The organism is Streptococcus parasanguinis (assembly GCF_001073155.1).
In the GTDB taxonomy this organism is placed as follows: Bacteria; Bacillota; Bacilli; order Lactobacillales; family Streptococcaceae; genus Streptococcus; species Streptococcus parasanguinis_D.
Genome location: NZ_JVEE01000016.1, coordinates 25,968 through 41,454 on the forward strand (window position 1 = coordinate 25,968; position 15,487 = coordinate 41,454).

Here is a 15,487-nt window from a genome sequence, read left to right on the forward strand (position 1 = left end):
TCTCCACCTGTTTCCTGGTTAGATTAATTCATCCGCTAACAAGAGTTCTTGATTGCTGACAAAGAGAGCTTGTGCTCGTTGTTCTCCGTATTCTTCCTTGATCAAGCGATAGGCTTCTGCCATATAAGGCGGTCGTTTGTCCACATTGTGCATATCACTGGCCACAAAGTGCACCAAGTCTTTTTCTAAGAAGTACCGAGCTCGTTTTTTCAGTTGTTTTTGCTCATCCCCAAAGAGGCGAGGTTTGAGAACACTGGAACTATTGATCTGCATGTAGCAGCCCATGTCAATCATCTCTTGCACGCGCTCCTCATTTTTCTCCAAGCACTTGTAGCGCTCGATATGGGCCACCACCGGTGTCACACCTAGATGGAGCAAACGGTCCAAGGCGGTATGAATCTCCTTGTAAGGCGTTCCCATGCTAAATTCAATCAGCGCAAAGCGCGTCTCAGCTAAACGTGGAATGATCTTTTCTTCCAGTTTTTTCAAGACATCATTGGTAAAGTAGATCTCTGCCCCGTAATGAATCGTCAAATCTGGCGCGACCTCTGCCGCAATTTTTTTCACTTCTTGAAAATTTTCAGAAATCTTTTCTTCGGGAGTTTCAAACATCCCCTTGCGACGATGAGAAGTGGAGATAATTGTCCGTACCCCTTGGCGATAGCTTTCTTCCAATAAGGCACGTGTATCTTCTCTTGTCTTTGGTCCATCATCCACATCAAAGACGATGTGCGAATGGATATCAATCATTTTTCTTTTCCTTCCATTACTTTTTGAATGGTTTCCTTAGCCTTGGTCAAGCTGGCTTGATCCAACTCCATGACATAGAGGTTGTAACCAGGCATAGCATAAGACGGCAAGTCATTTCGTCCTTGACCAGTAATCGCTTGGGAAGTCACCTCATAAGAACCACCCGTTTCTAACTGGGTATTGATCAAGTTCATCATAGTCGGCAACTGCATATTGGTTTGGACAGAATCTTGGAGGTTTCCGATAATCTCGTTGTAGTTACTTAAGACCTTAGTTGAGGTCAACTTTTTGATAATGGCCGCAATGACTTTTTCTTGGTTTTTCCCACGGTCATTGTCGCCACCTTGAAGAGAGTAGCGTTCTCGAACAAAACCGAGTGCTTGCTCTGAATTCAAATGAACCTTACCAACTGGGAAATGGAACTTGCCATGCAGGCTCGTAAATTCTTGGTCATTTTCCACATCGATTCCCCCTAGAAGGTCAATCAACTTGAGGAAGGAGGTGAAATTGAGACGAACATAATAGTTGAGCTTGATATCATAGAGATTCTCAAGGGTATGGATCGAAGCATCCACTCCGTAGATCCCTGCATGGGTCAACTTATCATTTTGGTTGTTGCCACCATCTGCGATTGGCACATAGGCATCCCGTGGTGTCGTTGTCAATAGGACTTGCTTGGTCTTCCGATTGACAGTCATGATGATATTGACATCTGATCGAGAAACCGAGGTTACTGGGCCATAGGTATCGATCCCGCTGACATAGATGTTAAAGACATCCGCATCGGCAGACACCTTGCTCGTCGCTGCCACTTCTTTTCGGATCTTGTAGGAATAGATTTTCTTCAACTTCTTCGCATAGTCCGCATCTTCTGCAGCGATGGTATCTTCAAAGGTACTGTTGAGGACCATAGCAGAAGAATTCCCTTCTTGCAGGCTCTTATAGGCATCTAGATAAGTTGGTGCATCCACTACAGAAATTTCCTGACCCTTGGTCTTTTTGATGTTGTCCAAGAGGGCCGTGAGATTGGCTTCGTTATTGTTGCCCTTTGGTGCCACCACTTCCTTGATTTCTTTGATATCTTTGATGTCACTGTCTTTCTTGACATAGACAGCCATCTCAAACTCTGTATAGTTAGAGTGGCCGTTGACATTACTGGTCAGATTCAGCAATTGTTGACTAGCAAACAAAACTCCTGAACTAGCCAATAAGCCGACAAGAAGCAGGACCAAAGTTGTCTTTTTGGCCTGATTTTTAATCACAAAACAAGCTGACAAGAGCAAGAGAACAGCTAATAGTGCCATCACGAGAACATTGACATAGCGAAAAGCCAAGATGTTATTGGCCAACATGGTATAGGTCGCCCAACTTGCAGTCATAAGCAAAAAAATAAGCAATACGGAATTAATGATTCGCAATTGCCCCCACTTATATTCTGAACGACGACTCCGTCTCCTTTGTGACATAAATACCTCCAATTAGTCCTAATCATATTTATTGTAACATATTTTTAGCAAAAAATGCATTAATTATCACTTTTTTGTCCATTATGGGTATTTGAAAAGTAAGCGTTTTCTGAAATAAGCAAAATCCCTTGTATACTTATGCAGAGAATCAAAAAAACCGGGCGAAAAACCCGGTTTTTTTGAAGATCCTACAAAAGATCATCTCGTTTGACCTGCTCAAAACTTTCTTTGCCGTCATTGAGCTTGTCCCAGATGACGACTTTTCCTTCTTTGAGGGATTTTTGAACATCAATGATCCGCTGGTTAGAAGAGCCACGGAACTGCAACATGAGGTTGCGCTTGCTCTTATCATAGCGCCCATCGACTAGTATATCAATCAGAGATAAAAGTTCTAGTTTGTCAGGGGTCTCCAACATCATTTCTTCCCAAGTGTAGCCTGTCCATGACCAGATGTCTTTGTCGGGCAATTCTTTTCTCACGCGCTTGGCCAAGGGCAGAAGGATGCCGGTGTTAAGAAAGGGTTCCCCCCCAAGCAGGGTCAGGCCCTGAACATAAGGTTGGGCCAGATCTGCCATGATCTGCTCTTCTAACTCTTTGGTATAGGGAATGCCTGCATTGAAAGACCAGGTTGCTACATTGTAACAGCCCTCACAGTGAAACATGCAACCCGCCACATAAAGGGAGTTGCGCACCCCTTCTCCATCGACAAAGTTAAAAGCCTTGTAATCGATGATGCGTCCTTGACTCAGCTCCTCACTCTTCCATTCGCCTGGTTTTGGTGTATTCCATGTCATCCTTCTACTCCACTTCTATCCAATAACGCTCCGTTCCATTTCGAACATCTTCAAATTGGCCGCCATTAGCTAAGATAACCGCTCGGCTGGCAGGATTTTCCGTGCTACAAGTCACCAGAGCACGATGGATGTTCTTTTCTTTAGCTACTTGCATACCTTGATGGAGAGCTTCCTTGGCATAACCTTTTCCCCTTTCAGAAGGGCGGATGGAATAACCGATATGACCAGCATAATTCAGCAATCCCTCATTTAGTCTCAGCCGTAGATTCAAAAAACCTAAAGCATGGCCTGATTCATCAAACAATACGAACTGAATTGATGGGACGCGATTTTCAGGCAAGTTTATTCCCATTTCTTTATTAAGGTTAGTTTCTAGCCAATTCTCATAATCAAAGTTCTCAGCATCCCAAAAGCCGCCGTCATGAGCAGATTGGGTCTCTTCAAACTCTATCATCATGCTTAGAATGGCCTCTTTATCCGCCAGAGTTGGTCTACGTAGTTCCATCTTTACCTCCCCCATACGAGAAAAGCGAGAGCGAACTCTCACTTTTTCTTATTTTTATTTAAAAATTGTTCTCTCAGGCTGGCTACTCGGTCTTTTTTATTGATTCCACCCTTTGAATGCTTCTCGTGGAATCGTTGAACCTGAGCCTTGCCCTTATCATCTAATTGGTATTTTCCCATAATGTCCTTTTCTAATCTGTCACTTGGTGTCCAACTGATTTGATCGTGGATCCATTCATGTGTTTGACCCGCGCCGCGATTTCCTTATGACGGCCATTGACCATCGGACGAGCTTGAGGGTTTCCGAGATAACCACAGGTCCGTTTGACCACATCAACCGTTTTCGGATCGCTATTGCCACAGTTTGGACAAGCAAATCCGCGCTCAGTCGGCGTGAAATCTCCCTCAAAATCACACTTGTAACAACGGTCAATCGGCGTATTGGTTCCGAGATAACCGACCCGGTCATAGGCATAATCCCAAACCGCCTCAAGGGCTTTTGGATTTTGTTGGAGCACAGGGTATTCACAATAGTGGATAAAGCCACCAGAAGCTCCAGCTTCAGGATAAACTTTTTCAAAATCCAACTTCTCAAATGGCGTTGGGTTCTTACGAACATCGTAGTGGAAACTATTGGTGTAGTATTCCTTGTCTGTGATATCTGGAACCTTACCAAATTTCTCCTTATCCAGGCGACAGAAGCGATCTGTCAAGCTTTCTGACGGTGTCGAATAGATAGAGAAGTGGTAATCATATTGGTCAGACCATTCTTCCACGCGCGCTTTCATATCCTTGATGATATCAATCGTGAATTGTTTGGCTTCTGGATTGTGTTCCCAATTTGGACCATAAAAGACAGTTGCGACTTCATAGAGTCCGATATAGCCAAGAGAAACAGTTGCTCTGCGATGACGGAAGAGCTGATCTACCTGGTCATATTTACCCAAGCGTTTCCCGAAAGCCCCATATTGGTAGAGAATCGGTGCATTGGCTGGTGTCGCTTCTTTGGTGCGTTCCACCCGGTAAACCAAGGCATCCTCAGCGATATTCATCCGTTCATTAAAGATTTGCCAGAACTTTTCCTTGTCGCCGTCCGACTCCAAAGCAATTCGGGGTAGATTGACTGTCACGACTCCAAGATTCATCCGGCCAGAATTGACTTCCACACCATTCTCGTCCTTCCAACCTTGAAGGAAAGAGCGACATCCCATCGGCACCTTGAAGGAGCCTGTTAATTCTACAATCTTGTCATAAGACAAAACGTCTGGGTACATGCGCTTAGTGGCACATTCCAAGGCCAATTGCTTGATATCATAGTTAGGAGTTCCAGGTTCTAGGTTGAGCCCCCGCTTGAGGGTAAAGATCAGCTTTGGAAAGATGGCTGTCCGATGTTCCGATCCAAGTCCCTTGATTCTAATTTCCAAAATCGCCTTTTGGATTTCCCGTTCGAAGCGATTGGTTCCAAGACCAAAGCCAAGCGAAGTAAAGGGAGTTTGCCCGTTCGAAGTAAAGAGGGTATTGATCTCATATTCCAGCGATTGCATGGCATCATAGATATCTTTTTGAGTCTTGCTCCAAGCATAGTCCTCTTGCTTTTCAGGAAGCACCCACTCTTTGGCATCTGCCAAGTGTTTTTGGTAGTTCTTTTCTGCATAAGGGGCCAAGACTTCATCGATCCGGTCAGCTGAGCACCCCCCGTACTGACTAGAAGCTACATTGGCAATAATCTGCGAGATTTGAGCCGTTGCAGTTTGGATAGACTTAGGACTTTCTACTTCTGCATTCCCAATCTTAAAGCCATTTCTGAGCATGCCTTCAAAATCAATCAAACAGCAGTTGGTCATCGGTGTATAAGGACTATAGTCCAAATCATGGTAGTGGATGTCCCCTTTTTGGTGAGCATTGGCTACGTGTTTGGGCAACATTTTGAGACCAATAGACTTACCGACGATCCCCGCAGTCAAATCCCGTTGCGTATTAAAGACATCGCTATCCTTATTGGCATTTTCATTGACGACAGCTTGGTCCTTGTTGAGGAGTTTGCCGATGGTAAAGTTGATGTCCGTCGCTTTTGAGCGCTCAAAATCCCGCTGAGTCCGATAAGTAATGTAGCTCTCAGCAATCGCATATTCGTTGGCTTGAAGCAATTCATGTTCAACGACATTTTGGATCTCATAGATCTTCACGCCCTTTGGGAATCGCTCCAAGATCTCTGCGATCACACGATCAACAATGGCTTCTAGTTTGGCTTCCAGCACGGGAGTGAGAGAAGCCACTTCTTCTGTTGCCTTCAACAAGGCTTTATAAATTTTTTCAACATCGAATTGAACACGACGGCCATCTCGTTTTTCAACAAAAATATCCGGGGCCATTCTCAGTTTTTCTTCTCTCAAGGTGATCATACCAAACATGCCTTTCTTCATTCATTTACATACAAGTTGTATTATACCACTCCAAAAATAAAAATCAATATCTTGTGGTGAAAATTCTAAAAAACTTTCCAAAACACAAGATATTGATTTCATTAAGACCGTTGATAGAGTTTGAAATGACGGTATTTCTTCTCAACTAGACGGTAATTTTCTTTCAGCAAGTTCTTCATATCAGAGGTCAACTCTACCTGATTGTTGACTACAATATACTTGGGTTCAGACCGATCGATTTGTTGAATCACATTGGTCCGATTTTCATTTATCCCCAGATAAGACGTCGGAGTCAATAAAGCAGATGCTGCCAAACGATCGCTTTCTTGATAGAGAGTAGCTGTCGCATCCCAAGCATAAATGGTATCTTTCGACTTGGTGTGATTTTTAATGTAGCTGGCAATAGCACTCCGTTCACTCGATTGACCAGACTGAAGCACAACATCTTGAACCACCGGATTCGCCAACAGGTAGACAAGGGCTACTAGCGGTAAGAAAACTTGGCTCGTAAAGTAAGCGGCCCAAACTTCCTTGTTTTTCTTCTTCCGACCACGACGTTCGATCCCATCGTTTTCTTCCCCATCTCGTGAAAACCAAATCGCAAACAAGGGAAGAACAAATGGCAACATTGGCAACAATTGGTAAGCGCCCTGTTCAGGAAGACCAATAGACACGATGAGGACTACCAGGCTACCTGCCCATCCCATAAAGCGGAAGATCCGGCGAGCACTGCTATTTTGCTTAGTAAAGGACATCAAAAAGGCAGAGACTAAGCCAAAGGCAAGCGCCAACAAGCCATAATAAATGGCATTACTGAAGGCCTGTCCATTAGTAAAATTCAAGGCATTAAAGACATAGGTTACTTGGTTAATGGCATAGCCAAAAGTTTGATTCCAAACGGTCACATACCCAATTGGATAAAAGACGAGTGAAAAACCAAGAAGAGTAGCCAGCAATTGATAAAAGCCACGCGCCCATCTTTTCTGCTTGATATTAAAGGCTGTTAATCCAAGGAAGGCCAAGAAGTAGAACAAGGCACTGGTCATTGGATCAATCAGGAAAGCCACAGCTGCAATCGCACCGTAAAGGATAAAACCTTCGTCCTTACGATGCCCAATCAGATAAGCCAAAATAAAATTCATGCTAGCAAATAGGATTGGAAGACTAAAGAAAGTTACATAAGTCCCGCCAAAACCAAGGCCTAGCACCAAGAAATAAAAGAGTAACTGGACATTCTTCGCTGTATCTTTATCAGACACCAGTAAACGCACAACCCGATAGAGATAGGTACCCGAAAAGAAGAGGGCAATCGCTTGGAGAATCATCAAGAGCCAATGGCCACCAGCCAAGCTTCCCAACCAGTTGATCGCATAATAGAGGAGACCATTGGTTCCGTAAAAATCACCAAACGGTACTTGACCCTTGGTCATAGCCCAGCCGGCATACAAGTTTTGCGATTGTTGATTGGTTGCAAAACGGGTTAAAAATGGCACCCCGACATGTAGCAAACTAATCAAGAGACTCAACACAAAAGGAATCGCTAGAGGCACTGGGCGCTTAGTTTGACGATGGATCGGATCAACTGCCGCATCCGCTTCTAGCTCTTCCGTATCCTCTTCTACCTTAGATGCTTCTGCTTTTGTCGCTTCAACTCCCGCCTTACGGGAACGACGACTCATCCGACTGAGCGGTTGCTCCGCTTCTTGTTCCAATTCTTGTGTAGGTTCTGCTACTGCTTCTGGCTTGGCATCACTAATTTTCTCTGATGCCTCCATTGCAACCGGCTCCTCCAAGACTTCTGCCTGCTGACTATGAGTCGGCTCTTCTTCACGAAAGACTGATTTATCTAGCACTTCGCGAATTTCACGTGTATCCTGAAAACTATCTCCCACGTGAAGCCCTAACTTTTTCGAAGTCATTTCTTGCTCTTTTTCGCTCATTCTTTTTCCTTTTCTTCGCTATTCCTCTGCTCTTTCCTTTTAGAAAAAAGCCCATTATCTTCTCTAGTATACCAAATTCTGCCGACCCTGTCAGCCTCTTATCACATAGTCATATGTAAAAAGAGTCAGGCATCTCGATTCCTGACTCTGATTTTCGTTTTTATACATTTACAACATCGGTGCGAACAATTGCATAATTTCCTTGATTAAGCTTTGGTGCCATGTAAAGCGGAAGGTATCTTCTGTAATTTCTTGAGACACTTCAAAGATATGGTCAAAGTCCTCCCGAATCTTTTTCAATGCCGGCGTCCGATACATCCAGACGGCATTTTCATAGTGATGGACCAAACTGCGGTAGTCAAAGTTAATCGACCCTACAACCGCCATTTCGTCATCTGCCAGGACTTGCTTACTATGGACAAATCCAGGTGTATACTCATAAATCTTTACTCCTGCATCCATCAGATCCAAGTAAGCCCCACGAGTTACGATTTGGATCAATTTTTTATCTGGAATATGCGGGGTCACGATCCGAACATCTACCCCTCGAAGGGCTGCATTGCGGATATCTTCTGTCAAATCATAATCGATGATCAAGTAAGGAGTCGTGATATAGACGTAATCCGTCGCTTGGTTGATCATATTTTGATAAACCGTCTTTCCGACCTGCGACTTGTAAATCGGCTTTGGTCCACTCCCATAAGGAATGTAGAGCCCTTCTCCTTCGACTGCCTTGTTTTCAATATGGTAGCGGTCAAAATCCTCGATTTCCCCACGGTTGATGTACCAGTTCATGAGGAAGAGTCGCGTTAAGGCCTTAACAGCTCGTCCATCTAAACGAATGGCACTGTCCTTCCAGTGACCAAACCGCTCAATATGGTTGATGTACTCGTCTGCCAAATTGACACCACCCGTATAGCCGATCTGCCCATCAATGACCAGAATCTTGCGGTGATCTCGGTTGTTATAAGCCACTGTTAGACGGGGGATCACCTTGTTAAACTTATGGGCATCAATCCCCATCTTTCTCAAGCGTTTGGTATAGTTCCCAGCCAAAGTCGCCATACAGCCGATATCATCATAAAGGAGTTTGACCTCAACCCCCTCTTTCACTTTCTGCTCTAAAATCTCTAAGATACTGTTCCACATCAAGCCCTCATCAATAATGTAAAACTCGATGAAGATAAATTTTTTCGCCGCTCGCAGATCCTCTAGTAGTTGCTCATACATGTCCTCTCCTAGAGGGTAAAAGGTCGATGCCGTCCCATTGTAGAGATCTGCATTGTGGTCCATGGACAAAATCGACTTGACCAAGCCATAAACCGCCTTGCTTTCTTGCTTGAGCTCCTTACGCAACTGATGACTATTGTCCTCTCGAAACTTCATGGACTCCATATTTTTCAGCTGGATCATTTCCTTTTTGGACAAACGCCGCTCTCCAAACATGAGGTATAAAAGCGATCCAAAGACAGGAATGACGGCAATCAAGAGCCAGGTCACCTTATTTTCAGGCGGGGTATTTCGATTAACAATAGCTAAGATTGTCGACACATATAAGAGCCCAATGACTGCAACAGATAGCCAATGAGGGAACCATCTATTAAGCCAGAAGAAGGCCGCAAAGGATGCCCATAGTTCAAAGCCCATAAACAAAATACTAAATCCATATTTGGACATTAATAGACGTAATTTTCGAAAGGTCACAGCATCCTCCTTTTTTCTTTCTACTAGTATACCAATTCTTTTTACCCGTTGCAACGACCAACCAAACCCCTTCTAGACAAACAAAAAGAGAGTGGGACAAAAGTCCTAGCCTCTCAATTATTTTTGGACTGTCGAGCAAGACGCAGTGGTTTAGTGGGCTCTACTACGCTGATTTCATCAGCTTTTACAGCCCTACTCAACTGTGCGGAGGTGGGACGACGAAATCGAATTCTAACGAATTACCGATTTCTGTCCCACTCTCCCTCTTGTTTCGTCCCTTATTGCTTGGTCAGAACGATAATTCCTTGATCATCCTCTGCTTGCTCTAAGTCTTCTAGTGACAACTGATCTCCTTCGATCCGATAGCGATAAGGTTCATCCCCGATACGCATGGATTGATTGACCGGATCAATACTAACCTCTTTGGTCTCTTCTTCGCCATCAGCGTCTTGCACTGTAAATGTGCCTTTTTGACCCGTCACCACCAGCAGAATCGTACTCTCCTCATCCTGCCCTCGATAGCTTCCGTCTATAGACACTCCTTGCTCTGGCTTTTCACTGGTCGAAGCCGCTGTCTCAGATGAACTTGAGCTAGCGCTGCTAGAAGTCTGAGTTGCTTTTTCTTGCTGGCTACAAGCAGTCGGGAAAAGGGCTACTGCCAAGGTCAGTATAGACATGATTTTTTTCATTAAGATTGACTCCTTTCGCCATAACCGTATACTATCTACCACCAGTATACGCCAAGAAAGTCTTTAGGTCAATTGTTTACCCCTCTAATAAAAATGCCCTTACTTCTGCAATAAAATACAAAGATCCTGTCACAAATAAGACCTCATCTGGACGACTCTGATTCCTAAATTCTTTGATATAGGCCTTGTAGTCAGCTACATAGGGTAGGTCTTGTCGATCGCCCTGCGCCACTACTTCTCCATAATGGAAGGTCGTCAAAATCAATTCAGCTTCTGGCAAACCTGTTTGAAGGGCTTCGAGCATCCCGCTGTAGTCTTTTCGCTTGAGGGCCCCAAATAAAATCTTCACGCGTTTCCCGGCTAAGCTCTTTGCAAACTCAATCAAACGCAGCATGGCGTGAGGATTATGGGCGCCATCCAAATACAACTGGTCGCCAAATAACTCTAGACGTCCCGGCCACCGCGTCTCTTGTAAGGCCAGTTTGACCTGATCCATATCCACTTCTTGATCTAGGCCTTCCATGTAGAGGAGAAAGGCCTCTAGAGCTACTGCAGCATTTTCCCGTTGGTAATCACCCTTCAAGCCCAGAGACGGCAAGACAAGTTCCACGTTTTCATTCCAAAAACGATCCCGCTCTAAGCCAAAATCTTTCTGAAAGGCATGGAGATCCACAGCCAATTGCTCCGCTTTTTCTTGACAAACAGCTGCTGCTTCATCAGATAAGGGCCCCACCACAGCTTTCTTATCCTTCTTAAAGATCCCTGCCTTTTGCTGGGCGATTTCCGCAATCGTCCCTCCCAGTGTTTCCTGGTGATCCAGGCCAACCGAAGTGATCACTGCGATCTCTCCTGTCACTACATTGGTCGTATCTAGAAGCCCACCGATACCAACTTCCAATAAGACCACATCCACAGCCTGTTCCTTAAAATACAAGAGGGCCATGAGGCAGATAATCTCAAAGTAAGAGAGTTGGTCCTGAGTTTGAAGCAAGGCCTGCTCCATTTGTTGGACTTCTTGACCAATCCGAGTAAAATCTTCATCAGAAATTGGCTGATCCCCAATACAAATCCGATCATGGATACTGATCATATGAGGAGAAGTAAAGGTCCCAACCTTCTTCCCGTGAGCCATCAACAATTGACGCAGAAAGGCGATTGTGGATCCCTTCCCATTGGTTCCTGTCACATGAAGGATCGGATAAGCCTTATCCGGCCTCCCTAAAAGGCTGACTGCCTGCTCCATACGATCCAGTCCCGATCGAAAATTCAGACCGATCCGACTATTCATCCATTGCTCAATCTTATTCACATCTTCCTCCTAAAAGAAAAAAGCGACAAAACCTCTTATGACGTTTGCGCTCCTTTCTTTTGTAGTTATTTCTTTCTCATTTTTACAGCAAGTCCATCGGACATTCCAACTCTTTCTAGTTTCTAGGAGTTGGGCTAAAAACGTCCCCCGGACTTACTTGCGGTCTTTGTTTCTAGCGCAAGGGTAAAAACATCCACTGGATGTTTGTTTCTAGGAGTTGAGGTGATACAGTCTCCCAGACTTACCAGCTCTCTCGTATTTCAAGGAGCTGGGCTAAAAACGTCCCCCGGACTTACCAACTCTTTCCAATTTCTCGGAGTTGGGCTAAAAACGTCCCCCGGACGTTTTTACTCCTCCATAAAGCTGTTGAAGACTTCTTCGATCATATCCCATTCTGCATCTGAGTCTTCTGGGATTGGTTGAAGGTCGCCTTCTGTTCCGTCTTCGTTTTCTGTAAATGAATAAGCTTGGATTTCAACTTCGCCGTTTTCATCTTCTTCTGCATTTGCAGGGATCAAAAGGACATAGTTCTTTCCAAATTCTTCTTTGCCATCAATGGTCAAAAGAATTTCAAACAAGGTTTCATTTCCTTGTTCGTCCACCAATGTGATTAATTCACGTTCTTCATGGTCGTGGTTATGATCATGTGCCATACTATTCTTCCTCGTTTTCTTTCTAAAAATTGCGATCTAAATAATTTTGTAAAATAAGCTGCGCTGCTAACTTATCAATAACTTTTTTACGTTTGCTACGGCTAATGTCTGCTTGCTCAATCAACATCCGCTCTGCAGCAACTGTCGTCAACCGTTCGTCTTGGTAGTCGACAGGCAACCCAAACTTTTCAGCAATCATGGCGCCATAAGCCTGACTAGCTTCCACACGCGGTCCGCTGGTGTTGTTCATGTTTTTCGGCAAGCCTACAACAAAACGGTCCACCTTATATTGAGCCACTAATTCGGCCAAGCGCTCCAAACCGAATTCTTTTTTGTCTTCATCGATTTGGATGATTTCAAGACCCTGAGCTGTAAAACCGAGAGGATCACTCACAGCAACCCCGACGGTCTTTGAGCCAACATCCAATCCCATAATTCTCATTAGAGGTCTATTCCTTGCCCTTTCAAATAATAACGTACCAATTCTTCAACGATTTCATCTCGTTCATATTTACGAATTTGGTTCCGTGCATTATTATAACGAGGTACATAGGCAGGATCACCACTGAGTACGTATCCTACGATTTGATTAATTGGATTGTAGCCTTTTTCATCTAGTGATAAGTACACATCTTTCAAGGTCTCGCTAATTTCCTTACGATTTGAATCATCAAGATTAAAACGTACTGTTTCATCTGTAAATCCCACAAGAACACCCTCTTTCCTTAGAATATTACTATTATACCATAATCAAGAGTTTTCCACAATGGTCAAGCCCTTGATTTTACAGCTTTTTCAAGCATTTTTGAGCTATTTCAGTTAAACTGTTTTTTTATTTTTGCTCACTTGCTCCAGCATTGATAAGATTGTCCGCAAATTGACTCGGTGTCAGCTTCAACAACTCTGGTAAGTGATTGTTTTTGAAGTAAGTCATGCCTTCAGCCTTCTTCACATCCATCGCTTCAAAGTCATAGGTGATGGTCACCTTGTATTCATTCTCATTTTCCAAGGTTAAATCAGCTGCGAAACCTGGCACTGTCAAAGCTTCCTTAAAGGCATCATCCTTGTTAAAGGATTCTCTCAATTGCTTTTGCGCTTCCTCTACTCCAACCTGTTGGATCCCTTTTTTCAACTCCTCATCGGTTGCCGTCACATTGATGGTCTCCAATTTTTTAAAGGTATTCCCCACATAGGTGACGATTTGCGTCTGTTGTGTCCCCTTGTCATCTTTTGGAAAGACAAAGGTTCTAGTGATGACCTTGTTTTCTTCAGCTTTTTGCAGAATATTCTTATTATCCTTTTGCAGTTGCTCTGCTTTCGCTTGGATTGCTTTTTGCTCACTTGAGGTTGGCGTTTTCACTTGCTTTTTTTGACCGCATCCAGTCAAACACAAGGCAAGCGCACCCAATAAGAAGATTTTCCTTTTCATTTTCCATTCCTTACTAGTTATTGTTTTCTAAAATATTGTATCATAGATTTCGTAAAATGGCGCAGTAAACTGCTTTTCATTCCGATTTTTAAAAAGAAAAAATCAGAAACAAATTGTTTCTGATTTTCATTCGCTTTAAAGAGCTGCACGCATCCGCGCTTCTGCATTTTCTACATTTCTAACTGATCGTGGCAAGAAGGCACGAATATCATCTTCTTTGTAGCCCACTTGGAGACGTTTGTCATCTACCAAGATCGGACTTTTAAGAATACGAGGTGTTTCCATGATGATGTCAATGACTTCATTGACACTCAAGTCTTCGATGTCCACTCCTAGATTTTTAGCGTATCGATTTTTTGAAGAGACAATACTTGCCACTCCATTTTCAGTCTTTGTAAGGATATCCAATAATTCTTCTTTGGTGATCCCTTCCTTACCGAGGTTTTGTTCTTTATAAGTTAGCTGGTGAGCGTTGAGCCAAGTCTTTGCTTTTTTACAGCTGGTGCAACTTGACACTGTATAAATTTTAATCATGCATGCACTCCTTTCGCTACACGATAATACTATCGTATTAAATTATAACACAAAAACCATCAGTCTAGCGACCTATTTTGAAAAAAATTAATCTTCAATTTCAATCGCGTCATCTAAATCTAGAGTTACTTCTTCTACGACAGGAGCTGCTTCTTCAGTTTTATCAAGGTTTTTCACTGCTTCGTCTTCTTCGATCAAACCAAAATGAACCCGAACCTTGTGGTCGATTTCGTCAAAAATTTCTGGGTGGTCAGCCAAGAATTTCTTAGCATTTTCAGATCCTTGACCAATTTTTTCGCCATTATAGGAGTACCACGCACCCGCTTTTTGGATGATATCCAAATCTGTTGCAATCTTCACCAATTCACCTGTACGTGAAATTCCTTCCCCGTACATGATTTCGACCATGGCTTCTTTGAACGGTGGAGCTACCTTGTTCTTCACAACCTTGATCTTAGTTTCCTTACCAACGTTGGTATCTTTTTGGTCCCCAGTCCCCTTGATTTGAGTGTTTCCACGAACATCTAAACGGACAGAAGCGTAGAATTTCAGGGCACGACCACCAGGTGTGGTTTCAGGGTTCCCAAACATGACCCCAACTTTTTCACGCAATTGGTTGATAAAGATGGCAATGGTCTTGGTCTTATTGATCGAAGCTCCGAGTTTACGCATCGCTTGGCTCATCATCCGCGCTTGCAAACCAACGTGGCTATCCCCGATATCTCCATCGATTTCCGCACGTGGTACCAAAGCCGCAACAGAGTCGACAACCACCAAATCAACCGCACCAGAGTCGATCAATTTACCAGCAATTTCAAGTCCTTGTTCCCCTGAGTCTGGTTGAGACAAGAGAAGTTCGTCGATATTGACCCCAAGAGCTGCTGCATAAGATGGATCCAAGGCATGCTCGGCATCGATAAAGGCAGCAATGCCCCCTTCTTTCTGTGCTTGTGCTACTGCATGGAGGGCAACGGTTGTTTTACCAGATGATTCTGGACCATAGATTTCGATGATCCGACCTTTTGGATAACCACCAGCACCCAAGGCAATATCAAGCGCCAAGGAACCAGAGCTCATGACTTGTACCTTTTGCTCTGCACGTTCGCCCAGACGCATGATCGATCCCTTACCAAAATCCTTTTCGATCAACTTCAGGGCATCATTGAGCGCTTTTTCACGCTCATCTCCAAATTTCTTAGAGATATCATCTAATTTTTTCTGTTTTTTCGCCATTCTTTTCTCCTATTTTTTACTATACAGGAAATGCATGCAACCCACCGACGTTTTCCGTC

At 43.8% G+C, this 15,487-nt stretch carries 16 protein-coding genes; all 16 read right to left on the bottom strand.

The genetic code is table 11. From position 1 onward, the window contains the following. Positions 1 to 18 precede the first annotated feature (18 nt). The 16 genes from cps4B to recA all read right to left on the bottom strand — a co-directional run bounded on the left by cps4B (position 19) and on the right by recA (position 15,428). A complete protein-coding gene (cps4B, locus tag ADH92_RS01650) occupies positions 19 to 750 on the bottom strand; it encodes a capsular polysaccharide biosynthesis protein Cps4B (protein ID WP_045760016.1) in 732 nt (243 codons plus the stop codon). Next, the gene (gene cpsA / locus ADH92_RS01655; protein WP_049496437.1) at positions 747 to 2,216 is read right to left on the bottom strand and encodes an LCP family glycopolymer transferase CpsA; all 1,470 of its coding nucleotides are present in this window, start codon (positions 2,214 to 2,216) and stop codon (positions 747 to 749) included. Before cpsA ends, cps4B begins: the two co-directional genes overlap by 4 nt. 188 nt (positions 2,217 to 2,404) lie before the next feature. Beyond that, positions 2,405 to 3,010 carry an anaerobic ribonucleoside-triphosphate reductase activating protein gene (gene nrdG / locus ADH92_RS01660; protein WP_049496440.1) on the bottom strand — a complete coding sequence of 202 codons (606 nt, stop codon included), beginning with the start codon at positions 3,008 to 3,010 and terminating at the stop codon, positions 2,405 to 2,407. Positions 3,011 to 3,014: 4 nt separating this feature from the next. Then, entirely contained in the window at positions 3,015 to 3,515 is a 501-nt protein-coding gene (locus tag ADH92_RS01665) for a GNAT family N-acetyltransferase (protein WP_041826497.1), read from the bottom strand. A gap of 38 nt (positions 3,516 to 3,553) precedes the next feature. Beyond that, positions 3,554 to 3,694: a hypothetical protein gene (locus tag ADH92_RS10795; RefSeq protein ID WP_003002079.1), complete on the bottom strand. Its 141-nt coding sequence runs from the start codon at positions 3,692 to 3,694 to the stop codon at positions 3,554 to 3,556. A gap of 11 nt (positions 3,695 to 3,705) precedes the next feature. Beyond that, positions 3,706 to 5,916, bottom strand: a complete 2,211-nt coding sequence (gene nrdD / locus ADH92_RS01670) for an anaerobic ribonucleoside-triphosphate reductase (protein WP_049496507.1) — start codon at positions 5,914 to 5,916, stop codon at positions 3,706 to 3,708. Positions 5,917 to 6,038: 122 nt separating this feature from the next. Further along, positions 6,039 to 7,877 carry an MFS transporter gene (locus tag ADH92_RS01675; protein WP_049496448.1) on the bottom strand — a complete coding sequence of 613 codons (1,839 nt, stop codon included), beginning with the start codon at positions 7,875 to 7,877 and terminating at the stop codon, positions 6,039 to 6,041. Between the two features lie 168 nt (positions 7,878 to 8,045). Next, positions 8,046 to 9,581, bottom strand: a complete 1,536-nt coding sequence (gene cls / locus ADH92_RS01680) for a cardiolipin synthase (protein WP_049496452.1) — start codon at positions 9,579 to 9,581, stop codon at positions 8,046 to 8,048. Positions 9,582 to 9,859: 278 nt separating this feature from the next. Continuing rightward, a complete protein-coding gene (locus ADH92_RS01685; protein WP_049496455.1) occupies positions 9,860 to 10,270 on the bottom strand; it encodes an SP_0198 family lipoprotein in 411 nt (136 codons plus the stop codon). Between the two features lie 76 nt (positions 10,271 to 10,346). Beyond that, positions 10,347 to 11,579, bottom strand: coding sequence for a bifunctional folylpolyglutamate synthase/dihydrofolate synthase (locus tag ADH92_RS01690; protein WP_049496457.1), 1,233 nt, complete (start codon positions 11,577 to 11,579; stop codon positions 10,347 to 10,349). A 347-nt stretch (positions 11,580 to 11,926) separates the two neighbouring features. Beyond that, the gene (locus ADH92_RS01695) at positions 11,927 to 12,232 is read right to left on the bottom strand and encodes a DUF1292 domain-containing protein (protein WP_003001941.1); all 306 of its coding nucleotides are present in this window, start codon (positions 12,230 to 12,232) and stop codon (positions 11,927 to 11,929) included. Positions 12,233 to 12,254: 22 nt separating this feature from the next. Then, positions 12,255 to 12,674, bottom strand: a complete 420-nt coding sequence (ruvX, locus tag ADH92_RS01700; RefSeq protein WP_023919889.1) for a Holliday junction resolvase RuvX — start codon at positions 12,672 to 12,674, stop codon at positions 12,255 to 12,257. Further along, on the bottom strand, positions 12,674 to 12,940 hold the full coding sequence (locus ADH92_RS01705; protein WP_003002070.1) for an IreB family regulatory phosphoprotein: 267 nt from the start codon (positions 12,938 to 12,940) through the stop codon (positions 12,674 to 12,676). Before ADH92_RS01705 ends, ruvX begins: the two co-directional genes overlap by 1 nt. A 124-nt stretch (positions 12,941 to 13,064) precedes the next feature. Beyond that, positions 13,065 to 13,661 (bottom strand): SP0191 family lipoprotein, encoded by a 597-nt coding sequence (locus ADH92_RS01710; protein WP_049496462.1) that lies wholly within the window; start codon positions 13,659 to 13,661, stop codon positions 13,065 to 13,067. 135 nt (positions 13,662 to 13,796) lie between these two features. Then, on the bottom strand, positions 13,797 to 14,195 hold the full coding sequence (gene spx, locus ADH92_RS01715; protein WP_003009108.1) for a transcriptional regulator Spx: 399 nt from the start codon (positions 14,193 to 14,195) through the stop codon (positions 13,797 to 13,799). Positions 14,196 to 14,282: 87 nt separating this feature from the next. Beyond that, a complete protein-coding gene (gene recA / locus ADH92_RS01720; protein ID WP_049496466.1) occupies positions 14,283 to 15,428 on the bottom strand; it encodes a recombinase RecA in 1,146 nt (381 codons plus the stop codon). Between the last annotated feature and the right edge of the window lie 59 nt (positions 15,429 to 15,487).